The 24,808-nt window shown below is 54.2% G+C and carries 25 protein-coding genes; 10 read left to right on the top strand and 15 right to left on the bottom strand.

The window, feature by feature from the left end; genetic code table 11:
* Window positions 1-3: 3 nt before the first annotated feature.
* The 9 genes from FJE54_RS08730 to FJE54_RS08690 form a co-directional block, all read right to left on the bottom strand.
* Complete coding sequence (locus FJE54_RS08730) at window positions 4-3,204, bottom strand: type I restriction endonuclease subunit R (RefSeq protein WP_139652416.1); 3,201 nt, start codon at window positions 3,202-3,204, stop codon at window positions 4-6.
* Window positions 3,201-3,779, bottom strand: a complete 579-nt coding sequence (locus FJE54_RS08725) for a restriction endonuclease subunit S domain-containing protein (protein ID WP_139652415.1) — start codon at window positions 3,777-3,779, stop codon at window positions 3,201-3,203. The genes FJE54_RS08730 and FJE54_RS08725 overlap by 4 nt, the downstream gene beginning before the upstream one ends.
* Window positions 3,780-3,905: 126 nt before the next feature.
* Window positions 3,906-4,529 carry a RadC family protein gene (gene radC, locus FJE54_RS08720; protein WP_139652414.1) on the bottom strand — a complete coding sequence of 208 codons (624 nt, stop codon included), beginning with the start codon at window positions 4,527-4,529 and terminating at the stop codon, window positions 3,906-3,908.
* Window positions 4,526-4,903 carry a DUF5674 family protein gene (locus FJE54_RS08715; protein WP_139652413.1) on the bottom strand — a complete coding sequence of 126 codons (378 nt, stop codon included), beginning with the start codon at window positions 4,901-4,903 and terminating at the stop codon, window positions 4,526-4,528. The genes radC and FJE54_RS08715 overlap by 4 nt, the downstream gene beginning before the upstream one ends.
* 382 nt (window positions 4,904-5,285) lie before the next feature.
* Entirely contained in the window at window positions 5,286-6,113 is an 828-nt protein-coding gene (locus FJE54_RS08710) for a GIY-YIG nuclease family protein (protein WP_139652412.1), read from the bottom strand.
* A 268-nt stretch (window positions 6,114-6,381) separates the two neighbouring features.
* Window positions 6,382-6,870, bottom strand: a complete 489-nt coding sequence (locus tag FJE54_RS08705; protein ID WP_139652411.1) for an ASCH domain-containing protein — start codon at window positions 6,868-6,870, stop codon at window positions 6,382-6,384.
* A gap of 189 nt (window positions 6,871-7,059) precedes the next feature.
* Window positions 7,060-8,031, bottom strand: a complete 972-nt coding sequence (locus FJE54_RS08700; protein WP_139652410.1) for a carboxypeptidase-like regulatory domain-containing protein — start codon at window positions 8,029-8,031, stop codon at window positions 7,060-7,062.
* Window positions 8,032-8,303: 272 nt separating this feature from the next.
* Window positions 8,304-9,971: an FAD-dependent oxidoreductase gene (locus FJE54_RS08695; protein WP_139653760.1), complete on the bottom strand. Its 1,668-nt coding sequence runs from the start codon at window positions 9,969-9,971 to the stop codon at window positions 8,304-8,306.
* Window positions 9,972-10,043: 72 nt separating this feature from the next.
* Window positions 10,044-10,655 carry a cytochrome c3 family protein gene (locus FJE54_RS08690; RefSeq protein ID WP_139652409.1) on the bottom strand — a complete coding sequence of 204 codons (612 nt, stop codon included), beginning with the start codon at window positions 10,653-10,655 and terminating at the stop codon, window positions 10,044-10,046.
* 264 nt (window positions 10,656-10,919) lie between these two features.
* On the opposite strand from FJE54_RS08690, the gene FJE54_RS08685 reads away from it, so the two are divergent.
* From FJE54_RS08685 to FJE54_RS08670, 4 genes are all read left to right on the top strand, one after another.
* Window positions 10,920-11,177 (top strand): helix-turn-helix domain-containing protein, encoded by a 258-nt coding sequence (locus FJE54_RS08685; protein WP_139652408.1) that lies wholly within the window; start codon window positions 10,920-10,922, stop codon window positions 11,175-11,177.
* 160 nt (window positions 11,178-11,337) lie between these two features.
* Window positions 11,338-11,757: a peptide deformylase gene (locus tag FJE54_RS08680; RefSeq protein WP_139652407.1), complete on the top strand. Its 420-nt coding sequence runs from the start codon at window positions 11,338-11,340 to the stop codon at window positions 11,755-11,757.
* Between the two features lie 24 nt (window positions 11,758-11,781).
* Window positions 11,782-12,921 carry an aromatic amino acid transport family protein gene (locus FJE54_RS08675; protein WP_139652406.1) on the top strand — a complete coding sequence of 380 codons (1,140 nt, stop codon included), beginning with the start codon at window positions 11,782-11,784 and terminating at the stop codon, window positions 12,919-12,921.
* A gap of 9 nt (window positions 12,922-12,930) precedes the next feature.
* On the top strand, window positions 12,931-14,496 hold the full coding sequence (locus FJE54_RS08670) for an amidohydrolase (RefSeq protein WP_139652405.1): 1,566 nt from the start codon (window positions 12,931-12,933) through the stop codon (window positions 14,494-14,496).
* Between the two features lie 100 nt (window positions 14,497-14,596).
* Here the strand turns inward: FJE54_RS08670 and FJE54_RS08665 are convergent, their stop codons facing one another.
* Window positions 14,597-15,079, bottom strand: coding sequence for a flavodoxin (locus tag FJE54_RS08665; RefSeq protein WP_139652404.1), 483 nt, complete (start codon window positions 15,077-15,079; stop codon window positions 14,597-14,599).
* 170 nt (window positions 15,080-15,249) lie between these two features.
* Between FJE54_RS08665 and FJE54_RS08660 the strand changes: the two genes are divergently transcribed.
* Window positions 15,250-15,660, top strand: a complete 411-nt coding sequence (locus tag FJE54_RS08660; protein ID WP_139652403.1) for a peptide deformylase — start codon at window positions 15,250-15,252, stop codon at window positions 15,658-15,660.
* Window positions 15,661-15,726: 66 nt separating this feature from the next.
* On the opposite strand, the gene FJE54_RS08655 is transcribed toward FJE54_RS08660, so the two are convergent.
* Together FJE54_RS08655 and FJE54_RS08650 are read right to left on the bottom strand one after the other, a co-directional pair.
* Complete coding sequence (locus FJE54_RS08655; protein WP_139652402.1) at window positions 15,727-16,926, bottom strand: hypothetical protein; 1,200 nt, start codon at window positions 16,924-16,926, stop codon at window positions 15,727-15,729.
* A gap of 81 nt (window positions 16,927-17,007) precedes the next feature.
* Complete coding sequence (locus tag FJE54_RS08650; RefSeq protein WP_255467472.1) at window positions 17,008-18,177, bottom strand: nuclease-related domain-containing protein; 1,170 nt, start codon at window positions 18,175-18,177, stop codon at window positions 17,008-17,010.
* A gap of 170 nt (window positions 18,178-18,347) precedes the next feature.
* On the opposite strand from FJE54_RS08650, the gene thpR reads away from it, so the two are divergent.
* Window positions 18,348-18,887, top strand: coding sequence for an RNA 2',3'-cyclic phosphodiesterase (thpR, locus tag FJE54_RS08645; protein ID WP_139652400.1), 540 nt, complete (start codon window positions 18,348-18,350; stop codon window positions 18,885-18,887).
* Between the two features lie 58 nt (window positions 18,888-18,945).
* Here the strand turns inward: thpR and FJE54_RS16035 are convergent, their stop codons facing one another.
* Complete coding sequence (locus FJE54_RS16035; protein ID WP_180326669.1) at window positions 18,946-19,113, bottom strand: hypothetical protein; 168 nt, start codon at window positions 19,111-19,113, stop codon at window positions 18,946-18,948.
* 228 nt (window positions 19,114-19,341) lie between these two features.
* Here FJE54_RS16035 and FJE54_RS08640 point away from each other — a divergent pair, with 228 nt between their 5' ends.
* Complete coding sequence (locus FJE54_RS08640) at window positions 19,342-20,808, top strand: DUF2130 domain-containing protein (protein WP_139652399.1); 1,467 nt, start codon at window positions 19,342-19,344, stop codon at window positions 20,806-20,808.
* Window positions 20,809-20,831: 23 nt separating this feature from the next.
* On the opposite strand, the gene FJE54_RS08635 is transcribed toward FJE54_RS08640, so the two are convergent.
* Together FJE54_RS08635 and FJE54_RS16455 are read right to left on the bottom strand one after the other, a co-directional pair.
* A complete protein-coding gene (locus FJE54_RS08635; protein ID WP_139652398.1) occupies window positions 20,832-21,143 on the bottom strand; it encodes a HigA family addiction module antitoxin in 312 nt (103 codons plus the stop codon).
* A 14-nt stretch (window positions 21,144-21,157) separates the two neighbouring features.
* On the bottom strand, window positions 21,158-21,436 hold the full coding sequence (locus FJE54_RS16455) for a type II toxin-antitoxin system RelE/ParE family toxin (RefSeq protein ID WP_139652397.1): 279 nt from the start codon (window positions 21,434-21,436) through the stop codon (window positions 21,158-21,160).
* 254 nt (window positions 21,437-21,690) lie between these two features.
* On the opposite strand from FJE54_RS16455, the gene FJE54_RS08625 reads away from it, so the two are divergent.
* The 3 genes from FJE54_RS08625 to FJE54_RS08615 all read left to right on the top strand — a co-directional run bounded on the left by FJE54_RS08625 (window position 21,691) and on the right by FJE54_RS08615 (window position 24,798).
* The gene (locus FJE54_RS08625) at window positions 21,691-23,256 is read left to right on the top strand and encodes a glycine betaine ABC transporter substrate-binding protein (RefSeq protein WP_139652396.1); all 1,566 of its coding nucleotides are present in this window, start codon (window positions 21,691-21,693) and stop codon (window positions 23,254-23,256) included.
* Between the two features lie 145 nt (window positions 23,257-23,401).
* Entirely contained in the window at window positions 23,402-24,166 is a 765-nt protein-coding gene (locus tag FJE54_RS08620; RefSeq protein ID WP_139652395.1) for an ABC transporter ATP-binding protein, read from the top strand.
* Complete coding sequence (locus tag FJE54_RS08615) at window positions 24,163-24,798, top strand: ABC transporter permease (protein WP_139652394.1); 636 nt, start codon at window positions 24,163-24,165, stop codon at window positions 24,796-24,798. The genes FJE54_RS08620 and FJE54_RS08615 overlap by 4 nt, the downstream gene beginning before the upstream one ends.
* Window positions 24,799-24,808: the final 10 nt, after the last annotated feature.

Genomic DNA, 24,808 nt, shown 5'->3' with positions numbered 1-24,808 from the left:
CCCCTAACCCTCTGCCAGCTCATCGGCTATTTCGTAGATCGCTTCGCGTAAGCCATTGCGGTACTTAATCCTTGATAGCACCTGTATACCTTCATCATGCGCAAGAGACCTATACTCGCTACACGCTTTAGCCAGAATGTCACTGATCTGCCCCCTGTCATCGAGATCCTGCAGACCATATCGATGACGGCTGAACAACTCGCGCATCTGAGCACTGGTAATAATGTCGGTTATGCCCCATTTAACTCGAAAATCGAGTAGCGTTCTATCGAGGCTCACATTGCTCGCTTCTTGAATAATCGGTTCGACATCGTTAAGTTTCGCTGGATACTTGAAATCCGAACCCCTCTTCGGATAATAGCCCTTAACGATTGCAGCAGCTGCGTTAATAATCTTCCCTGCATAGACGCGATCTTCCAGCCCGTTCGCAAACTGATTGATCTTGTTCTGCGTCTCTAAAGCTTTATCGATCTTTTCTTCATGAACTTCATTGAGCAGGCGCTCAATTAGCTCAGTTAGGTAATCGTAGTCTATTCTGACATCCTTAACATGCGTCATTCGCAACTCGATTTGATAAAGCGGTATTCTCTTTTCTTTGGAGATGTGCGTCTTTAGTTCATTTGTTAAAACCGTAGTCAACATTACTTCCTGATCAGGCGTCATGCCTAAAGCATACAAAAGTTCATCTGGTTGATCGTAGTTAAAGCCAACTTGCTTTCCGTTGACTTTCTGCGACTCGAACTGTTTTAGTTTTGCCATACCGACATTGTATTCGCGAAGAAGGTCGAGCATGTAATCCTTTTGTTTTTCTGACGGCGGAAGTTTGGTGAACCCATTGGTCAGATCTGCCAATTTTGAAACTTTACCCTTGACTGCATTAAACACTTCTTCAAACATCGGTGCGGTGATGCCGTCTTTCATGTTCTGCTTGCCGCGCTCTTCATCTGTCAAATTGGCTGAATCCCTATTCGCGTAGATTGCCAAAGCTTCGTTCATGAGCTTTTCGTTTTGCGCCGGCCAGCGATAGTTTACAATGCGACCCCATGGTTTTGTCTGCATGTCCGCAATGCGATTTGTTCGAGAATATGCCTGGATCAGACTTGCGCCCTTCAATGTACGATCAACATAAAGCGTATTAAGTTCCGGCGCATCAAAGCCCGTCAGAAGCTGATCTACTACGATAACAATGTCCAGGAACACTCCATCACTTGCTGTCTTGTTAAGCCTCGATGTGACATCTTGCGTATAGCCCGAAACGTTATCCATACCAAAGTTTGTGCCGAATTCTTCGTTGTATGCGACAATGGCCGAATAAAGCCCTCTGTTGGTGTCGAGCATAGTGTCATTATTGGACGTGTTCTGACTAAACGTGACAGCCACTTTGAGCGTCTGTTTACCTTCAGATTTACGTATGGTGTTCACCCGCTGAAATTCATTGAAATACATCATCGCCATAGGAGTTGAGGCTTTGCCACCGCCAACGTGCGTAGTGAGCAATGCATTGTATTTGCCTTCAACAGAGCGATTGCGCCAATTTTTAAATATGTCTTGTACAACCTCTGTAACGTGATCGTGATTTTCGTCGTAAAAACTCGGCTCAATGGCATCATCCATATCATCCTGAGATAGATTAGCAATTTTATCCCTAATCTTCTCTTCAGACCAATTTGGATGCTGTTCTTTATAAAACTGCGGAAGATAGCGCTCCTTCATTGTTTTCTCGTCGATGGTTGTTTCGAAATCAACTTTGAAACCTAAGACATTAGTATCCGATATAGCCTCCCGGATAGTGTAGGCGTGCAGTAGCTCACCAAAGATGTCTTCGGTGCGAAGGCCTGAGGTGGTATCGTCGAACATTGGAGTACCGGTATAGCCCAACCACGCGGCACGCTTAAAAGCCTTTTGTATTGCCTTAAACGACTCTCCTCCCGTTGAGCGATGCGCTTCGTCAACGATAAACACAATGTTTTTATCTGGTGCCTTAAACGATTTGCGCTTAATTAATCTTTCCAGCTTCTGAACTGAAGTGACGATAATGTTATTGTCCTTAGACTTCAACTTGCGACTGAGATCTGTTGTGTTATTGGTGTCTTGTATACTGCCCAGAGCATCATCGGAAGCATCAGGATCATAAGCCTTGTAGCTCTCGTTAGCTTGCCTCGTAAGAGCGATACGATCAACCAAGAAAACCACCTTATCAATACCCGGCATGCGGCTTGCAAGCCAAGCTGTTTTGAAGCTGGTGATGGTCTTCCCTGATCCAGTAGTATGCCAAATATAGCCAATTTTATTCACGCCAAACTCGAAATCCGCCTTCTTTATTCCAGCTATGGCATTTTGCGTAGCATATACTTGATAGGGACGCATCACCTTGAGGCTTTGCCTGTTTTTCGTACCATCCAAAATCATATAGTTTGTTGCCATTTGATGCGCCATCGGGATTGACAGCATAGAGTCGGCGAATTCTTTCCAGTTCCGCACTGTCTCATTGTCCTTTTTACGTTGCCAGTTAAAGGCAAAGTCCTTATTAAAATGATCGGATGTTGTGTTTGCCATATACTTCACATTATTGGGCGTAATGGCAACCAAAATCTGGAGTGTAGAAAAAATGTCTCGGTACTGATTTTCATCGATGTATTGGCGCATCTGCTCGAGCGCTTCATCAACGTTATGCGTGGCGCACTTTTCTTCAATCTGGATTATTGGTAAGCCGTTTATTAAAAGCGTTGTATCAAAGCGCCGGGCTTGTTTTCCCGTTATCTTCGCCGGTCGCTCAATCTGGTTCACTACTTGATACACCGTGTCGCCCGCCCCTATTTGTTTCTGATCGAAAACCGTGAGAAACACATGTCGGCCATCATCAAGATCGATCTCGATCTGTGAAACGCCGTTAAGCCCATAGAGAAACTGACCTGCCTGATAGGGTGTTTGAAGATCGGAAACAACCCTCTTCACTTGATTGAATTCAACGGCGCTTAATGGATGATCCAACGTGTTTTGATTGTGTTGCTCTAGTATTATCTTAAAATTATCCCAAAGTTGGTCTGTGGTTTTGATGTCTGGCTCGTATTTCCAAAGCTTGGTCTTACCAACATAGTCAGTAACACCTTCTTTGACGAAGCCCCACCCTGAATCCGTCGCACTAGATACTGCTCCGCTGCATAGGTATTGGATGAGCTCGCTTTCAAATTGCTCTTCGTTCATGCCTTGGTAGCCTCCTTGATTTTCCCCAGTAAAAAAAGGGTCTCGTTCGCTGCGATTCGATTCATAAGTGCTTCTCGTTTAAGCTGGTTGAAATAAAGATCCCCAATGATCCTCTGCTCTTCAATCACCGGAAGATTCGGGAGAGCTAGGTTGCTCAGTTGTCGTATTGTGTATTTCAGCACGGCCGACCCTTGTTGCCCGCTTTGGAGCTGCCGCTTGATTTCGCAATTCTCGTTAAGCATAAATACAAGATATTTTGCGTCAATTGATTCTGAGGGAATAAGAACCACGAAATTTTGAGTAAATAGATAACCCGCATGATTCTCTTGGACGACTGTCGCCTTTCCAGAAATCAGACTAAAGATAACATCTCCGGCATTCACAGTGCTTACCCTATCGAAGGTTCGTATCGATCTCCTTGCATCTCTGACGGTACTTAATCCATTAAGATCGTCATCCATCTCAGGCTGGCCATAAAGGATATACACCGGCGCTTCATCGCTAAACGATTCTTGGATACGAAACTGAGGCGTACCGCTAGTCAATTCAACGACATCTGAAATAGGTATCGTCATTTTCTGCCTTTCAACAATTATAGATTCATTATATGAACATGATCAGATGTGTCAATATAAAATCTGTAATTGTAAAAAATTACTGTTCTATCTATTAAAAATGGCATTTTTGCATTACCGAAAGGCTTATGTACTCGTATAGCCTTCTTTGGCGACTATGATGTGCTCGAGCACCTTGATTCCCAAGAGCTGTCCGGCCTCTTTAAGCTTTTGGGTTATTACAATATCCTCATCCGAAGGCTCAACGTTTCCGCTGGGATGATTATGAGCGACGACAATGCTTGCAGCCCTATCCTCGATAGCCTTGGCAAAGATTTCCCTCGGATGAACCAAGCTTTGATTGAGCGTTCCTTGAAAAACCACCTGATTGCTGATGAGCCGATTCGCTCCATCCAACGTGAGGACTACAAAGTACTCCTGTTTTTTATCTCTGATATTGTCCAATTGCGCAACAGCGTCGTCGGTATCTCTAATTATCGGACGATCCGCTGGCATCAAATAGCGTCTGCCGAGTTCAAACAGCGCAATTATCTCACTGGTTTTAGCCTGCCCCATACCTTTAATGCAGCTCAATTCATCATAGGTGATGGAGCTGCCTTTTTCTTTTAGCAGCACCAGTATTTGTTTCGCGATTTCGGCTGCAGAAACTTGCCTGTTGCCGCTTCCAATCAGTAAATGAAGAAGCTCGACATCACTTAAGTTGCCTACGCCGTACTTTACCAACTTCTCTCTGGGCATCAATTTATTCATAGCTTATTATTCTTATCGCTGCTCGTAGCCATAACGAATTGAGTGAAGTACCACTTGAGCATATTAGCTCCTTCGTTAAACACACCTTCAACGTGGTGTAATATACTGCCCCGCGTTTGACGAATGTTGATCATGAAATCGACCTCGATAGAATCATCTTCAACACCGAATCCATCAGGATGGAGACCAATGCCCCGAAAACCTGGTTGCGCAGAACCCACCTCAAACAAGTACAGCTCTTTATTGCAGTGAGATTCTGGATCGACAACAACGAGGCCCAAACGAGCCTCAACGATGGCTTTCATAGGAGAACCGCGCATGAGCGAAGCCATGTTTTTCAATTCCTCTTGACCAATTGATTCAATGCGCTTCAAGGAGCCTCCCGATGGTCAAAAGCGGCATTTCTTGATTGAGTTGCAGGACAGACGTTACATAAAAACGTTTGCACGATCATGAGAAGCGTATACGATTCTTCAGCCGCTAAGCGAAACCGTGCGCACCTGCACCAGTAAGCCAGTAATATTCTACCACCCTCGCAAACAAATGTAGCTCTTAGACCGTCGCAGCATTTCAGAATCTCGCCTTGATATTCGACTAGACGTTCGAATGCGCTAGGCGGTTACGTAGGGACAGCATTTCACTGCGTTTGCTCTCGCAAAGATTTGCTTCTCCCATACATAGACGGCGGAAACCCTGTTAACACGTCCGCCTATCTCGCCCATATTGCAATACTTGCGAAACAATGACAGCTCTCCTCTAACGCCTATACAATCCATCCATCGTTCGGCCTTCGCCGTCCCGCCATTCAACCCAACCGTTGTTGGATCCCCCAAGGACGAAATCTGCTGCACCACTTGGGGAGTCAAAGGCAATCGACTTCGCAAGCCGCACAATCCCGCTTGCATCCTCGCTTAAGTCCCCCGATTCAACCAAAGCTTTTCGCAATTGATTGTACTTTTCGAGTTTAGCCGGAAAAGACACATCGATCGGAGAACCATCCAAAACGACGAACTCGTCTCCCGTATAGACACCAGAAGCTTTGACGCCCCTGCGCGACGTGTACAAGATCTTTTCTCTTGCGATCCCTTCGCGCGCATCCTCCATATCGTAGCCAAGCGACGACAAAATAAACCCTATCTCCTCGTACACTTCTTCAACAATCGGTTTCTGATACTGATCTATTCTGCACTTTGGATTGATTTTGTTTTCAAGTGAATAACGCTTCGATTCCTGAGCTTTTTCGATTGCATATCGTTCAAGAGCACTGATCAAATCCAGCGTAAGCACTGAGCTATCGGCTAAAAACAGTATGGCTTTATTCCAAAACTCTTTTTTCACCTTGTGATCTTCAAGACGAAGTATACCTTGGGTAGTCTGTCCGATATACAAACGGGAAAGTCTGCCGTCTTCGTCGTCAATGAGATAGTAGACTCCATGGGAAGGGAGTTCGATCGTCCTCGCCTCGTCCATAAGAGGACGGGGAACGACGACGGTTGTTATCGGCGACAAAGTTCTCAAGCAAACGCGCACCCCTTTTGGGTTCCCGTTAATGAATTGCGTCGTTATCGTTTTCAACCGACCCATGCGCATCTCGTTTCTCCATGAAAATGCTTACTTACGATATCGTCTTCCATTTTATCGCAGTACGAAGCAACCCAAATTGGCCGCACTGCTTTTATGGCTATCATAACTTCGCGCAACTTCAAGTTTTTCGCCGCTGTCCCAAAGCGCGAATGACAATTCTATTTCGTCGATCTAAGTGGGTTCTACGAGGTTTGTTGCACTATAGACGCATGGCTCAAGTCAAAAACAAAGAAGCACTAAAAAGCCACCCAGGATGCCGACGTGCAGTTCACAGGTCAAAAATCTGCCACGGAAGATCTGGGTCTCCGAACAGTGACTCGATAACATCTTCTTCCTGATCTCTATCTCCGCGGTACGCCAAAGAAAGCATGTGCTCTCTATACGACGACTCGCTCGTTTCGACTAAAATAGGTTCGGTTTCATCATAGAAGAACCCTGCGGAGGCATGCACGGGAAAAGGCTTGATCATCCGAGGGTTTTCAAGAATCCACGCATAGGAATCTATGTCAGGCAACTCAGACATCATCGCCTGCCTCCTATGGGCATGGGCAAACGGTACGCAATCGACAACATCGACCAAGCCAATTGCATAGCCATAGAGCAAACCCGGTATGTTGTCGTACATCCGCGCTGTTTTCGATGCGCAAACAACAAGGTTCTCGATTGGCGTTTTAACTTTCCTGCTACGACATTCAATCGTCTTTTGGCCTGTCGCTATGAATGTCGCGAAGGGTTCTTGGAAGCTCAAGCACTTCAATGGCTCTCCTTCGGTCGTGTTGACCTAAACAAAGCATACGCCAACTATTCATGCTAAGAGTGCACCAACAAAAGCGGTTTATCGCACCTGCACCACTATAGCGCAGTACCTCGATCGAATCCATGCGTTAAGCATTCCAAGCGCGAAGCGAACCTCGCAAAATGAAAAGAAGCCGCGTGCCGCTTCATCCTAAAAATCACCCACATCCTCAGGCTTCTTCCTGAGCGCAACATGCAAACTCGCATCCCCCGTCACCACGAGGGAAAGCAACTCGTCTTCGTAGCCCTCGGCAACAACGCGCAGATCCACTTTGCTGGCGCATGCGGGGAGTACGGTATGGCCGTCGGCCTCGGTCGTCTCGATGAAGGGATGAAGTGAAACCCTCGCGGTGGCGAGAGGCTTGCCGGTTTTTTCGTCGGTCACGGCGACGTTTATCTTGTAGGGCGCTTCCCGAGTAGCCAGCAGTGTGAACGTCGACTTCGCTTCCTCATGTCTCTCCGTAGCGGCAAGCGCTACGGTATAGCGATAGACTCCGGGTTCATGGGGCGCGGCGAAAGACGCTTCGGCCCAATAAAGTCCATCGGTGCCCTCGCGCGGAGCATCGCCGAGAACGCCAACGGCAACCTCTTCCCCGCTCTCGTCGCATATGCGAAACCCTGTGCCGCCCAAGCAGCAGCCGCTCGAGCACTTCGCGCCGACCTTGACGGCGGCGGGCCACCCCACGTAAGCCGGAAACGGTACGCCCCACGTTGCCAGGCTCACCGCGTGAGGACGGTACTCGTATGAAACCGTGCTTTCGACCTCGCCGTGGGCAGGGCGCACCTCATCCCCGGCGTCGCAATACGTCGCCGTCCATGAGTACGCTCCCGCTTCGGGACCCACAGAAACGCATATCTCGCGCGTCTCGTTCTCGGCGCCGTTGAAGGCAACGATCTCCTCTTCCCATTTTCGACCCGCGCTGTCCCGCACAAGCACTCCGGTTCCCCTGAGATCGCAGAAATCAAAGCAGGTCACCCGCGCGATCAGGACCAGATCGGCCCCATCCGGCCGCCGGACGAGCCTGCGTCTGCTCAGCAAGAGTTCGGCGGCATGCGTCTCGATCGGCGAGGAGTCTCTGATCCCGCGTGCCGCATCGTCGGTACCGTTTCGATTTTCGTCCATCGCAACAACCTTTCACGCAGAAGCGGGGAAGGAATCCCAAGCCCCTTCCCCGCCAAAAGCAATCTTCTCGACTCGAACAGCCCTTGCTGGTGATGGGGAATCCCGCCGATCCAGCGTCAACCGTTCAGTCAACTCCGTATGCCGATCAGGCATCGCCCGATGCGCACTTTTCTGCCGGCCAAACCAGTCGATCGGCTCCTCTGCCAAACACTACTCGATCGGCCACCCGGCCAAACCAGCCGATCTGCTCGGTTTTCCAACTCAAGCGCAACCTACGCAATCGGCTCTTCCTTGCCGACCATGTCGCCTGCGATGTAGCCGTGCACCTGGTACCAGCCGCGCTTGCCGCTTCCGCGCACGGCACCGCCCGTGCCGCCCGTGCACTCGCCTGCCGCATACAGATGCGGGATAACCGGTTCTTCGCTGATGGCAACGCTGTCGCAGCCTTCGGGCTGCCACTGGAACGACTGATCGACGACCTGCATGTTCTGGTTCACGCGGATGCCCGTGCACTGATCGTGCGGCATGCGGCACCAACGCGCAGCCCAAAACGGCGGCTCAGCAACCGGATAGAGGGGGCCGGGCCTGCCGAAATCGGGGTCTTCGCCCGCAGCAGCGTACTCGTTGTACTGCGCAATGGTTGCCTCAAGGTTATCAACCGGAACGCCCATCTGCTCCGCAAGCTCGGCGATGGTGTCGGCCTTGGCAACCCAACCCGGTTCGCAGCAGGGCGTGTTCTCGGGATCGGGGCTCGTAAACGAATCCTCGAATTTGTCCCAGCCGGCGTCCACAGCCCCCGCCTGATCCGTCACGAACCACTCCATACGGGGCCTGCCTTCGATCTGCAAAAAGGCGATCATGTGAGGGAGCCACGGAAGCGTGTGCCCAGCCTCCCATCCTGCTTCGTTGAGATAGCGGGTGCCTTGGTTCTGCACGAACACCATGTGGTCGAGCTTTCCCGAAGGCAGTCCCGTCTTCGTCGAGGGGTTGTCGAAGTGCGGGCGATCCCACCGCACATACTGACGGCTCCCAAGCCTGCCGCTGAACTCCATGATAAACGACATATCAACGCAGCCGCCCCCCGCGTCCATCACGCACAGATGGCCGTCGCCGGTCGGCAGAACATCAGGCCAGCCGGTCCAGATCAACGTCTCGTCGAACGCGGCGTGCTGTGCCCTGATCATCCGTGGATTGCCCTTGAACCCACCTGTAGCGATCACCACGCCTTTGCGAGCCTTCATGTTGATGGTGCCGTCGGGCGTTTCCACCTTAAGCCCGAGAACGGGACCACCTGGCTCGCGATACAGCTTCGTCATCTTGTGTTCAAGCAGAATTTGCACGCCACGTGCCTCGAGTTGCTCGTGGAACAGCATCGAGAACACGACGCCCGAACCCTGGGGCTGGCCTTTGTGCTCTGCGATCTGATGCGAACGCGGAACGCGTGCGGGCTCCTGTTTGGTCACATCGACCCACTCGCCACCGCACACGTCTTCCACCCATTTTGCGTATTCGTCAGAAGTATCGATCCACGCCTGAAGAACCTCGGGATTGGAGCGGTGCAAACCGAACTCCATCTGGTCTTCAAAGGCCCATTCGGGCTTGTCCTCGATGCCGAGCCGCTCCTGCACGCTCGTACACGCGAGCTGGCAGTTTCCTCCGCCAAGCACCGAGCAGCCGCCGAAAAACTCGCCCTTGTCGATCATGACAACCTCGGCACCCGCATCGACTGCGCGGATAGCTGCGGGCGCTCCGGCATCGCCCGTGCCGACCACAATGACGTCGGTTTCGATGTCCCACAATTCAGGAGCCCACCAGGGAGTCGCCTCGCCTGCGCTTTCCCCGCCCGAAGCGCACCCGTTGAGGAGCATCCCCGCACCCACCGCGCCACCTGCAAGACCAACGCCTTTGAGGAAGCTTCTCCTCGATACCGCATGTTCCATCTGTTCCCCTTTCTTCTTCGGCAGGCGGTCTTGTACCGCCAATACCTTTCAAGAGCGCCCCTGCTAAATCGCCTATTCGTGGCATGTGTAGCACTCGAACACGCCCTCGTGATGGCAGCTGAGACATGCCCCTATGGCAATCTCTTCCACTGGATCAGACGAGTGCATTTTGTGACAATCGGAGCAGGAAACTCCTTCGTGATCCTCGGATTCCGAAAGTTCATGGGGGTTGACGACGGTTCCCTCGGAATCGATAAGCGCCGCACGGTCCTCGGTTGCCTGCGCGAGAACCGCCACGTCATCGTGACAATCGAGGCACAGCTGCTCGGGCACTGCCGTGCTTTTCAACCGTTGCGGCATTTCGGAATCGGGCAGAACCCCTTCGTGTGCCACGGACAGCTTCGAATCATCCGCATGGCACGTTGGGCAATCAGCCGCTTCCTGCTCGTGAAGAGCGGCTGGATACGCGGAGTCCTGCATCGATTCCGATTCGATAGCGTGGCACATCGCACAATCGGAATCGGGCGACCAAGTAAAGGCGACTGCTGAAACGGGGTTCTCGCTGACGTTCTCTGTTTTGACCGCGTTGGGCGCATGCGGCGCACACCCCACTACCGCACCCGCAGCGCATATCGAGACGCAGAGCCATGTTATACGACGTATTGAATTTCGAGCAAGCCCCATCGAATCCCCTTTCAATCTGGGAATACGCAGCAAGACCGCGAGAGGATAGCCTCTGCTGCGAAGCCTTTTAAGTGCCTTTTCAGTTTTGAGCGAACCTTTGCTTTGTCAGATAATCCTCAAGCCCTCGTACGGTTTGCGACGGAATTGACGAGAAACCCCATCGCCGAACCTTAGTGCATCCCTACCCCTTACTAAAAAGCTCCATAAATATATTCCCATACATATATGGTAGTGTCTAGAGGGAATTTGAGGAATTATGAGTACATGGATACTCGCAAACAACAAGCCCCTTTCGAGGCATATTCGGCAAAGCTCGCACAACGTCTCCGCACCCTTCGCGACGAACGGGGCTTAAGCCAAGAGAGCGTCGCCCACGCTGCGGGCATATCGACCTACACGTATCAGAAATTCGAAAAGGGTGAATCAAAACCAGGCACCCCCATGAATCCGCGCTTGTTTACGCTGCTCGCCCTCGCGGACGTATTCGACATGGACATTCGGGATCTGCTCGACTTCGGGTAAACGCAAATTTCGACCCAAGAATGTAACTAGCCCCTGCTTATCCAAGGTGCTCAACCAACATCCCCTCGTGATAGAATTCATCGGAAGAGAAATCCGCCTCCGAGAGGGAGCGGTATTGCCGGAAGAACGCGTGAGCACGGCCCACCAAGACAGGAGCACCATGATCAAGGAACTCACCAAAGACGAAGCGATCCTCTCGCAGCCCTGCGAGGCAGCTACGGTCGAAGACGAAGCGGTGGCGCAGGACTTGCTCGATACCATCGCGTCGCTCGAGGGCGCTGCGTGCCTGGCCGCAAACCAGATCGGCTTCGCCAAGCGCGTTGTCGTCTACCTCGATGACAACGACCAGCCGCACGTCATGTACAATCCCGTGCTCAAGCAGGCGCTCGGCGCGTTCAAGGCCGTCGAGGGCTGCCTTTCGCTCGAAGACGAATCCAAGGTGACGCGCTACGATCGCATCAAAGTTGCCTACGACGAGCTTGTCGATGGCGCGCTCGTGTCCCGCAAGAAGGATTTCACGGGATGGACGGCCCAGATCATCCAGCATATGATCGACCACTGCAAGGGCAAGCTGGTCTAGGCCGCATCGCAAGAACGGATCCCCATGGAACGAAAACTCACCGTCTGGCAGGCAGCCTGCATCATCACCGGATACGGCGTGGGCAGCGGCGTCATGACGCTTCCCTACCTCGTCGACCGTGCCGGACTCGTACCAAGCCTCGCCATCATGCTAGCCGCGTTTTTCTTCAGCTACTGCATGCACATGATGCTCGCCGAGCTGACGATCGGAAGCGGCAAGGGCACGCAGGTCATCTCGGTATTTCGCACCTACCTTTTCCGCGGCAAACACGGCAATGTGTTCGTGATCGCACTGTTCGTGCTCACCACACTCGTGCTCATCACGAACCTCGCTGCCTACATCGCAGGCGGTGCCGAGATATTCGCGGCAGCCGGATTGCCTCCCTTGGCAGCTCAGCTCTTGTTCTACGTGATCGCCGCTGCTGTCGTGTTCTTCGGTTTGAAAGTGCTCGGCATAAGCGAATCCATCTCGGTCAGCATCATCATCGCCATCGTTGCGGTACTCGCCGTTGCTTCGCTTTTCAACTGGCATAATCCGTTGCCGCTTAGTACCGTTGGCACGCCCAACGAGCTCCTCGCTTTCTTCGGCATGGCCATGTTCTCGTTCGTCGCGTTCTTCAGCGTGCCGCAAGCCGTCGAAGGGCTCGATCGCGATCCCGCCAAGGTGCGCAAGGCAATCCTCATCGGACTCGGGCTCAACCTCATGTTCATCCTCGTCATCGTCACGTGTTCGCTCGCAAGCTCCGCGCGCATCACCGAGCTTGCAATGATTGGCTGGTCTGAGGGCATAGGGCTTTGGGCCCAGGTGCTCGGATCGGCGTTCACCGTACTCGCGATGCTCACCACATACTGGTCGATCTCGCTCGCGCTCTCAGATATCGTCGAGGAACAGACGAAGTGGAACCGCCGCATCTGCTGGGTCATCGCCACGCTTCCCTCGCTCATCCTCGTGCTGCTGAACCTCGGGGGATTCCTCGACATCATGCGCACGGCGGGCGGCCTCATCGCCATCCTCATGGCTTTCCTCGTCGTGCCCGCGTTCAGACGTTGCCGTCGGGAAAACGGCAAGCTTTTGCTGCCGAACCCCCTTGCAAGCACGCCCCTGCAGGTTGTCGTGCTGCTGGCGTTTCTGCTCATGGCCATCGGCAGTGCGGTTGGAATCTAGGCAAGCGTCATGCGCACTGTCTTCGTAAACGCAACCTTCCACACGATGGAAAGCGAAACCGACACGCACGCCACGATGACGGTCGAGAACGGCATCATCACAGGATTCGATGAAACTGCGGAAGCGAACGGCGCGCAAACGGTCGACCTCGGGGGTGCGCACGTGTTTCCCGCGCTCATCGATGCGCATCTGCACATGCTCGAAAGCATCGCGCTCGCAAGCATGGGAGAGCAGATCTGCGATATCGTGCACGGCGGCGTGAAGCCCCACAACCTCGCGGGCATCGAAGCAAAAATCCGCTCGCATACCGCGCAAGCGAAGCCGAATTCGCTCTTCATCTTCAGCAACTACGTGTCCGCCGCCATGGACGAAGGCCGCCTTCCCAACCGCCATGAGCTCGACGCGTGGGCGAACGGAGCGCGGGTGTGGGTGCTCAACATAGACGGGCATTCGGGAGCGTGCTCTTCGGCCCTCCTCGAAGCACTCGGGCTTGAGGATATCGCGCCCGACGGCATCTTCGTCGGCCCCGCCCACGACGCGAACCTCGGAAAGTTCACCGACCATCTGGCCTCGAGCATCACGCCCGCCGCACTCGCCCGCGGCATCGCGCACTTCTGCAACCAGTGCGCCGCCTACGGCATCGGCACCGTGTGCGCCCTCGAGGGAACCGACGACAGCGAGCGCGACCGTATGGCGGAGCTTACCGCGTTCCTCGCACAGCGCTTCCCCCTCGATGTCCGCCTATTCCCCCAGTACATGGACGAAGAGAAGCTTCAGAAGGTGCTCCCCCGCATGGGAGCGAGCCGCGTGGGCGGCTGCATGAAATGGGAACTCGACGGATCGGTGGGATCGCGCACGGCGGCGTTCTTCGAGCCCTACGCCGACGGCTCCGCAGGCTCGCTCTACTTCGATACCGATGAGCTCGCGCACACCGTCGAAGGCTTTGCGGACCGCGGGTTCATGGTTTCGGCGCATGCCATCGGCGATGCGGCCATCGATCAGCTGGTGGGCATCTTCGAGCGGGTGGGCGGACGGCATCGCATCGACCACTGCGAATTTCCCTCGAAAGACGCCGTCGAACGCGTCTGCACGCTGAAGCCCTTCGTCACGGTGCAGCCGGGCTACGCCTGGATCGACAAACGCTACCTGCACGGCTACGAGCGCTTCCTGAGCGAGACCCAGATAGCAAGCCAGATCCCCCTTGCGCGCCTGGCCGAAGCGGGCGTGCCGCTTTGCGGATCGACCGACGCGCCCGTGCAATCGGTCGATCCGTTTCTGCAGATGCGTGGCATGCGCGAGTTCTATGTCGAGGACCAGTCGCTTTCGGCCTACGAGGCGCTCAAAACCTACACCGTAAACGGCGGCGCGATGCTCGGCGAGAATAAGGGGCTTCTGCGCGAAGGCTACGAGGCGAATTTCTTCACCTGCACGGAAAACCTGCTCGACATCGAACCGGCGGGTCTCGAAAGCATGCATGCGCAAGGTATGTGGCTCCACGGCAAACGCTACAAACCCCTGCCCGACGGGCTCGGCACGTTCCTTCGCCTGCTTGCCGCGAAACCGAGAAAGATTTAGCGGCATCGGAGGTCATCCGCGCAAGCAGTCCAGCCCATCCGATCATCGCCTAGAGCGCTGACGGCTCGGCGTCCGCTCGACTATGCCGCGTATCCGACTCTTACAAATCAAGCCCGTCGACCCACGCCCGCAAGCTCGCCTTCGAAACGTCGTTCAGCAGCTTGGCTGGACGCCAGATGACGGTATCGGGACACAGCGCCCGGAGCACCTCGCCCGTGCGGCCGACGCCACTTCCCCCCGATGTGCAGAACGGCACGACCGTTTTACCCGCGAAATCGTATGACTCCAAAAACGTGTTGACGATGGTCGGAGCGACATACCACCAGATCGGGAACCCGACGAACACAACGTCGTAGTCGTCCATGTTAGAAACGGTGCGCCTGATCGCGGGTCTTGACGAGGGGTTGTTCATCTCGACGGTGCTGCGGCTTTTCTTGTTCGTCCAATCGAGATCGGCAGCGGTGTAGGGTTTTTCGGGCTCGATCTCGAAGAGGTCGGCTCCCGCAACCTCGGCCAGCGATTCGGCGACGCCCTTCGTCACGCCGCTGCATGAAAAGTACGCAACCAGTGCTTTTTTACTCATTGATGCCTCCTGTTCGGTTTCGTTCACACGATTGTAAAACCTGGAGTGCACTCTAAGTCAAATGGCACGGTGCGCGGTCGTCGGGTGCGCGCACAAGAGGTTCCGCAACCGCACAGGCTCGGCTACACTAAGTACGTACAGCATGTATCCCGCGAAAAACCGGAGTCACCATGATCAAGCCCATCATGACCAACGAGATGTTCCTCGCTCAGCCTTCGGCGCAGGCAACCGTCGAAGATGCGCAGACGGCCCAGGATCTCCTCGACACGCTTGCCGCCCACAAACACGAGTGCGTCGGCATGGCGGCGAACATGATCGGCGTGGCCAAGCGCATCATCGCATTCGACGACGAGGGCACATACCGCATCATGTACAACCCCGAAATCATCAGCAAGGCCGGCACATACGGTACGGAAGAGGGATGCCTTTCGCTTGCCGGCCGTCGTCCGACCACGCGCTACCGCACCATCAGGATACGCTATGAAGATGTCGAATTTCGCGAAAAAACGAAATCGTACACCGGATGGACCGCGCAGATCATCCAGCACGAGATAGATCACATAAACGGGATCATCATCTAAAACCCCATACCCAGCTAAACGTCTTCACCGAGACACGTTGGCCAACCTCTCAACGCGTCGCTCCCCTCAATTCATTTCATCGCCAAAGTAGACAACGCAATTGGGCATGTAGGACGGAGGCAGACTTCTGCACTCAAAACACTTGCACCCGTACGAAAAGCCAATGCACGCTGAGTAACGATAGTGTATGGGCCTGCCGCACATTGGGCAACGATAGTTTTCGATCCACTCTCGCTCGCCATCCATAAGAACGTCCCCCATTGTTATTTCGGGTTCGCACTCTTCTGCGTCAAGATCGCAAGGCACATATCGATCGAAAGGGCTTTCGTCAAAGTAATCTTGCTCGAGAGCGTCAAAACGCTTCGTCCGATCATCTCTGCTCAACCGAGTCGAACTCAGATTATCGGTCACTCGTTTTCGGATCTGGTCGATATAAACCCCTTCCGATACTTGCTCGATGCGAATCATCCCCCTGATCACCTGATAAAACGCACGATAATCATGTCCAAGATCATGGATGGCATATCCAGACCATTTGTCATGATCCACAATACGTCGATCGGCATTCCACGTTCTCCAGCAGAAGATGTCTTTGGAGTCTTCATCGATATGCAGTCCCCCCATAAGAAAGCACCTGAAATCCTTGAAGTCCAACGGGTCGGGTGTGAGCAAGGGCGAAAAGCTCAACAGCCTGTCGCCGAGGGAAAGCAAAGATTCCGGAACCACACTATCAACAAACGCTATAGCGCACGACCCGGAATCCTTAATCGATAACGTCGAAGTAGGCTCACCAGTAAATACATTTTCAGCAATCCATTCGTCGCTCAGATGATCTATTCCTACGCTCCAATTCGTGTCGCATTCGATTTCAGCAAGCGCCTTCCCATCTACGCCGGCATACCGAGCAATTTGACCGAGCTTTCCCCACGACCATTCCATAGTCCAGTTTCGCCAGGTGAATCGTAAAAGGCGTAGATACGTTTCTATCCAAAGGACGTCGCACTCGATGTCTTCTCCCCCGCATAGAACGAGGTGCCTCGTATCAAAATCGATGCACGCACCTCCTTCGGCCCATGCGTTATCGAGCCAGCGCACGTCTTGGCAATTCGAATCGGCTCCTGTGACATCTTGCCATCCAGAGAGCTCCAATTCGGCGATTTCCGGACCCCACATCATTATTTCATCCATATGCTGACCAGCAGAATGGCTATAGAAAACGCGCCTTGTACCATTGCGTATCAAAACCACATTTGCCCGAGAACCCATATCCGTCCACCCCTGTTCCCAACCGTATCCGCTCCCGTACCGCCCGAAGATTCCGCTGCACACCCGCTGAACGCTCAGAACTCAAGAAGCCTCGAAGAAACGCATGGCTTTGATCATCTCGTCGAGACGCTTTCCTTCCCTTACTTCTTTTACATGGCTCTTCGCTTTCGAACCATGTGGATCGGAGTAATTCAGCTTGATGTGCTCATAGAGAGCATCAACCTGCTCTCGGGTACGCATACGCGCGCTTTTACGAATTACCCGGTGAATAACCTTCGGAAGATAGCGGCCACCGCGCCAGTTGGTTGCAACGAAAACGCCGTCGCGTCCTTGCGTGGAAACATTGACGCGGGGGTCGCTTTCGCAGAAGACAACGAGATTGACCGCCTTCTTTACACCGCAGTTTTCCAAAGCGTGTTCGAGGGCCTTGCAATGATAGGCGTTTTGCTTGATTACATTGCTTTTTTCCCGACGTAAGACCCGCCCCATATCATCATGATAGCGAAATTCCACACGGTGACCCTTACCCTGAACATACCGGATGTCAATTTCGCAGCTAACGTTTTTCACCTCTATGGCGACAACTACCCGTTCAGTGATGAGCACGGCATCGATTTCAGCATAGGAGTTTTGGCATCGGCGAGAATAGGGATTGCGCAAAACGGGAACGAAAACCCTCGGAATCAAATGAGCATAGCCAAACTCTCCCGCCTCAACGCTTTGAGACAGAAGATCGAACACCCTATACTCACCGTATTCGCCCGCCTCGCGAGATAGGTTAGACGCGCTGCTTTCTACTTCGTACTTTCCTTCGCCGTTATAGAACACGCTGTCGATCGCCGAGCTATTGCCACCAAGCGAACGAGGCAGCATCGCCGTCTCCCTGAACCATAAACCGCAATACCATCTCGCTGCAGCAAGTTCGGCAAGCCGTTTTTCGGTTTCAGCGATCTCCTTTTCTCTGCGCCCCAACGCAGAAACCTTCTTTTTAAGCAAAACAAGGGTAGGGAAAAAGCGGCATCTTCCCAAAAAACCAAAACAGCGATTTCTGCCGGCAGCCTTCTCAACCCGAACCCGTAGCACATCTGTTTCGTTTTTTAGAGCTTCTTTCAGTTCTAAAACCTCTTTGGCCACCTCGTCGTAATCGAAAACGGTGAGACTCGCTCCGCATTCGGGACACGTTTTACCCGCATACTCTAGCGACACGTCCTCCCCACAGTTCCAGCAGATGCATTTTTTGGCATTCTCCATTTTGGCCAACCAATCATCTCGAAAAACTTGCACCACTCTATATCGAGAGTATACCCATTACATTTGCCGCTGGTGTCCCATACGTGGTACAACAAAAACCCGCATATGATGTTTGAGGTACAATGTCTCATCATAACCGACCGAAATGTTCGCCATTTAGGAGGCATCCGATGAGAACCTTCATCGCACTCGAGCTGCCGCCCGACTTCGCCTCGGATATCGCTGCGATTTCGCGGCGGCTTAAGCCCTCGATCGAGGGGCGTTTCCTTTTCCCGGAAAGCTATCACCTTACGCTCGCGTTCTTGGGCGACACATCCGAGACGGACCTCGCTTGCGCCATCGATGCGATAGACGTATCCTGCACGAACATCGCAGCTATCCCCCTGCGCAGCGACGGCCTCGGAAAGTTCGGGCGCGCAAACGATGCGACGCTCTGGCTCGGCATCGCACCCGCACCTGAGCTCATGCAGCTTTCTGCGAACATACGAGAAGAGCTTGCCGCCCGAGCCGTACCCTTCGACGGCAAGCCGTTCAAGCCGCACATCACCTTCGCCCGCCGCGCACGCATACCGAAAGCCGATCTGCCGCCGCTCGCCTTCCCCCAAGACGACGAAGCAACCGCAGTCACGCTCTTCAGAAGCACGCTCGGGCGGGACGGCGCAGCGTACAAGCCCCTGCATTCCGTCGAGCTCGCCGCAGGTCGGCCGTAAAGACGCACGAGAATTTGACGGGAGGCCGAACGCTCTCAGAGCCCAGGATTCCGAACCTCTATGCCGGTCGGCGATACGCAGCCAGCCGTGCGACGACCGCGTCGCCCTTGCCTTCGATGCTTGCAAGCGCCTTTGCGCTGCGCTCGCGTTCGATCTCTTCGAATTGGATGAGCAATGCACGCTCTTCATGCAATGCCTCAACGAGCGCGTTGTTCGTATGCTCCATGCTGTTCACCGTTCGCTTCCTATCAACCGTTAGGCATCACCATACCGCTCTACCATGCAATATGTGTACCATAAATAGGACACTATACGAATGAACCGATGCCTTGCGCGCACGGCATGAGTCAACAACGAATCCGACTCGTCCCCCACTCGGGACACCTACCTTCCGCATATCGTCTACAATACCTACCAATACGTTTTTTGCATACACGCCGCGAAAGAGGTTCCCATGAACGAAATCAAATGCCCGAGCTGCGGACAGGTTTTCACCGTCGACGAATCAGACTACGCGGCCATCGTGCAGCAGGTGCGCAATCACGAGTTCGATGAGGCCATCCGCGAGCGCGAGCAGGTGATGCGCCGTGAACGGGAGCAGGCCGTCGAACTCGCTCGGCAAACGCTCGCAGCCGAGCAGCAGAAAGAACTCGGGCAGAAAGACGTCGAGATATCCGAGCTGAAGGCCCAGGTGCAACAGGCCCTCAACACCAAGGATTCGGAAATCGAAAGCCTGAGGTCCCAGCTCAAAGCGTTCGACAACGAAAAGACGCTCGCCGTCCAAGAGGTCGCCGCCAAACTCGAAAAGGAGCGTGACGAGCTTCAGGCGAAAGTAGCCGCGTTCGGCACGCAAAAGCAGCTCGCCGTACAAGAGGCGCTCGCGGCGGTCGAAAAGGAACGCGATGCCCTGAAGGCGCAGGTGGCGGCATTCGAGACGCAGAAGCAGCTTGCGGTGCAGGAAGCCGTCACCGCAGCAGAGCGCGAGCGCGATAGGCTCGCCAACGAAGTGAAGCTTAAAGAGAGTGAGAAAGCCCAACTCGAAGCCTCGTTCAAAGAGCAGATGCACAGCGAGCTGCAATCGAAGCAGGAGATCATCCGGTACAAGGATCAAGAGATCGAGCGCTTGCGCGACATGAAGGCGAAGCTTTCGACCAAGATGGTCGGCGAAACGCTCGAGCAGCATTGCGAGACCGAATTCAACAAGCTGCGCGCAACGGCGTTTCGAAGCGCCCAGTTCGATAAAGACAACGATGCGAGCCAAGGCAGCAAGGGCGATTACATCTTCCGCGAGTGCGACGAGCACGGCAACGAGATCGTCTCTATCATGTTCGAGATGAAAAACGAGTGCGACCAAACCGCCACGAAGCACAAGAACGAGGATTTCTTCAAGAAGCTCGACAAAGACCGCACCGACAAAGGCTGCGAATACGCCATCTTGGTCTCGCTGCTCGAACCCGAAAGCGAACTGTACAACGCCGGCATCGTCGACGTAAGCTACCGCTACCCCAAGATGTACGTCATCCGCCCCCAGTTCTTCATTCCCATGATCACGCTTCTGCGCGATGCCGCCTTGAACTCGCTCGAGTACAAAGCGCAGCTGCAAACGCTCAGGAACCAGAACATCGACATCACGAACTTCGAAGAACAGATAAACACGTTCAAATCGAGCTTCGCGCGCAACTACGACCTCGCGAGCCGCAAGTTCCAAACTGCGATCGACGAGATCGACAAGACCATCGACCATCTGCAGAAGACGAAAGACGCGCTTCTGTCCTCCGATAGGAACCTCCGGCTCGCAAACGACAAGGCCGAGGGCCTCACCATCAAGAAGCTCACGCGCAACAACCCCACCATGAAGGCGAAGTTCGACGAACTCGATGCAGGAAAACGCCTGAGCGAGGGAAGCAAAGATACAGCCTGATCAGAACCTTGTCCATCGACGCCCTAGGCCGCCGACCCGTTCCACGGCTTGATGGCAGCAAGCTCGTCGGCAATTTTCTGCGACGCGATTTCTGTATCGTATGCTGCTTGGGCACGTAACCAGTATCCGTCCGACAGCCCGAAGAACTTGCACAGCCGTAGATCGGTATCTGCGGTTATCGATCGCTTTCCTGAAACGATTTGGCCTATACGCCCAGCAGGTACACCGATTTCTTTCGCAAGTCGATACTGGGAAATGCCCATTGGATCAAGAAATTCTTCCCTGAGAAGCTCCCCCGGTGTAATGGGAACAACTGCATATTCTATCTCGCCCATATCGATCGCCTCTTTCAATGGTAGTCAACTATTTCGACATCTTCCGCACCTGCATCGGTCCAACGAAAGCAAACGCGATACCGGTTGCTTATGCGAATGCTATGCTGCCCGCAACGGTCACCTTTGAGGGCTTCAAGTCTGTTGCCTGGAGGTATGCGAAGATCTTCAAGCACCTTGGCAATTTCCAACTGCCTCAGCTTTCGACGAGCCGTGCGTTCAAACGGCACAAACTTCTTTACCCGGACACCTCGTGCAAGCTTTTCCGTTTCACCGTCTTTGTACGAAACTATCATGCATGAATAATAACGCCTCACGTTAATAACGTCAATCGTCATTAGTAACGCAGGGCGCTCTAAGCATCGCCTGGATAATGCAGGGCGCGAACCCGCATCCTAATTTCCTATTAGATAATCCCTTACAAAAAGACCATATTACAAAAGCCCTTCACCTTGTCAACAGCCTGACGGTGCAGATCAACACGCCTATAGGCACCAGTATACTAAGCTCTTACCTTGGCATCCCCGCGTAAGGAACGTCACGAAGGCACATGGGCGAACAGATAGCACAATACCTCAGCACGAACGGAGCCGAGCTGCAACAGGCTTTTCTGCAGCATGTAGAAATCAGCGCGCTCGCGTTTCTTATCGCCGTCATCATCGGCGTCCCCTCGGGCTATCTTTGCTGGAGGTTCAAGTCCGCGGGAAAGCCGCTGCTCGCCTTCTTCCAGGTTCTGCGCGTCATACCGAGCATCGCAATCCTGCTTTTGTTCATACCCATCATGGGCACGGGCGTCATTCCCGCCTCGATCGCGCTTGTGCTGCTCGCCGTACCCGCCATCCTCATGAACACCACGGCAGGGCTCGGCGAGGTCGATCCAGCCGTCGTCGAAACCGGCTACGGACTCGGCATGACCGACCGGCAAGTTCTTTTCAAAGTACGCTTCCCGTTAGCACTTCCCCTCATCCTCGCAGGCATGAAAACCGCTGCGATCGAAATCATCGCAAGCGCAACCCTCGCCGCGAAAATCGGCGCAGGCGGCCTGGGCGAACTTATCTTCACGGGACTCGGGCTCAACAGAATGGGCCTCGTCCTCGTGGGCGGCTTATCGGTCGCCCTCATATCCTTGGCAGTCAGTCTGCTCTTTGACTTGTTGGAATACGTGCTCGTAGCGCATAGACATGCCAGAGCGAAAGAAGGTACGAAAATGAAACCGATAAAAACGATCGCGGCCTGCCTTGCAGCCGTAGGGTTGGCGGTCACGCTGGTCGCCTGCGGCAACGCAACCGCTGGCAGCAACGAAAACGGCAAGGATACCATCCGCGTCGGCTCCAAAGACTTCACGGAGAACATCGTCGTGAGCGAAGTGTACGCACTCGCACTCGAAGACGCTGGCTACACCGTCGAGCGCGTGCCCGCCGTGGCGAGCTCAGTCATCCACACCACCATCACGAGCAACGAAATCGACCTGTACCCCGAGTACACGGGAACCGGCTTGCTTTCGGTTCTCGGCATGGATATGGTCACCGATCCCGACGAGGTGTACCGCATCGTCAAGGACGAATACGACAAGCAATTCGATATCACCTGGCTCGAGTACGCGCAGGCAAACGACGGGCAGGGCCTCGTCATCCGCACGTCGGTCGCCAACGAGTACGGCATCAAAACCATATCCGATCTGCAAAAGCACGCGAGCGATTTGAACTTCGCCTCACAGGGTGAATTCGACCAGCGCGAAGACGGTCTTCCCGCCCTCATCGCAACGTACGGGCCGTTCGATTGGAAATCTTCGAAGGTCTACGACAACGGTCTCAAGTACAGCGTGCTCTCGAACGGCGAAGGCGACGTGTCGCCCGCCTATACCACCGAAGGACAGCTCACGAACACCGACGAGTACACGCTCTTGGTAGACGATAAGCAGGTATGGCCTCCCTACAACCTCGCCCCCATTGTCCGCAACGAAGTGCTGAACGCGAACCCCGACATCGCCGACATACTCAACAAGGTGAGCGCAACGCTCGACACCGAAACCGTCACGGCCCTGAACGCTGCCGTCGATGTCGACAAGCGCGAGTACGACGAAGTCGCCCGCGAATACTACGACTCGATCAAGTAACCGAACCGTACCGCCCGCCATTGCGCATCGAGCGCACGTACGCAGGGAGACCAACTCACGAACGCCAGCGGTGCGCCGCCTTTTCAGAAATTCAGGCGGCGCACCGATCGAACCCGCATGAGACACACGATAAGATTGGACAGAGATGAAAGCCATCGAGATGAAGGACGTGACCAAGCAGTTCCGCGATGCGAGCATGCCTGCCGTGAACGGGGTCTCCCTGTGCATCGAAGAGGGCGAGTTCATCACTATCCTCGGCACGTCGGGCTGCGGCAAAACGACGCTTCTCAAGATGGTCAACAGGCTGTACGAGCCGACATCAGGCACGATCACGCTGTTCGGCGAGGATATTTCCACCATCGACAAGATAACCGTGAGAAGGCGCATCGGCTACGTGATCCAGCAGGTGGGCCTGTTCCCCCATATGACGATCGCCGATAACATCGCAACGGTACCGAAGCTGCTCAAGTGGGACAAAACGGCCATCGAGCAGCGCACGGATGAATTGCTCGAGGTTGTGGGCCTTAATCCGCGCGAGTACAAGAACCGCTATCCCTCGCAACTCTCAGGCGGCCAACAGCAACGCGTCGGCCTTGCACGGGCGCTCGCCGTCGACCCGAAGATCATGCTGCTCGACGAGCCGTTCGGCGCCATTGACGCCATCACCCGCACGAACCTGCAAGAAGAGCTCTTGCGCCTGCATCGCACTCTCTGCAAAACGTTTCTGTTCGTCACGCACGATATCAACGAGGCGTTCAAGCTGGGCGATCGCGTTATCGTCATGGATAACGGAACGCTCCGCCAGTTCGACACCCCCCGAAACATCGCGCTGCACCCCGCCGACGAGTTCACCGCTTCGCTTATCGCCTCGGCACGCGAGCAAGAGCGGTTCTGGGAGGAGCTTGCATGATCGATTACCTCGTCGCCTATCCCGACAAACTCGTCACTCCCCTGCTCCAACACCTTGAGCTGCTCGTGATCACGCTTGCCGTATCCCTGGTGATCGCCGCGTTGCTCACGATCGCTTCCATGTATTCGAAAACGCTCGCAAGAAGCTTGACGTACGTCTTCTCGGTCATCTACTCGATCCCGAGCATCGCGCTGTTCGTCCTCCTTATCCCGCTAACCGGGCTCGGCACCACAACCGCGCTCATCGTGCTCGTAACGTACAACCAGTACCTCTTGCTGAGAAACTTCCTCGCCGGACTCGAAAGCGTTGATCCGGCCATCGTCGAAGCCGCTACGGGCATGGGGATGAGCACGTTTCAGATACTCGTCAAGATACGCCTCCCGCTTGCGAAAAGCGTGCTCTTCACGGGCATTCGGCTCGCCACCGTTTCGACGATCGGCATCATCACCATCGCCGCACTCATCAACGCGGGCGGCATCGGCACGCTCTTGTTCGACGGCCTCCGCACCGAGAACATGGTGAAGATCCTCTGGGGAGCGATCCTTGCCGGAGGCCTCGCCGTCATCGCCGATGCGACGCTGAGGCTCGTCGAACGACGGCTCAACCGACACATCGACAACCACAACGCGTAAGGAGAACGCC

This window comes from Raoultibacter phocaeensis (assembly GCF_901411515.1).
Taxonomy (GTDB): Bacteria; Actinomycetota; Coriobacteriia; order Coriobacteriales; family Eggerthellaceae; genus Raoultibacter; species Raoultibacter phocaeensis.
Note: the sequence above shows the minus strand (reverse complement) of the source record. Positions and strands in the feature narration are given on the sequence as shown.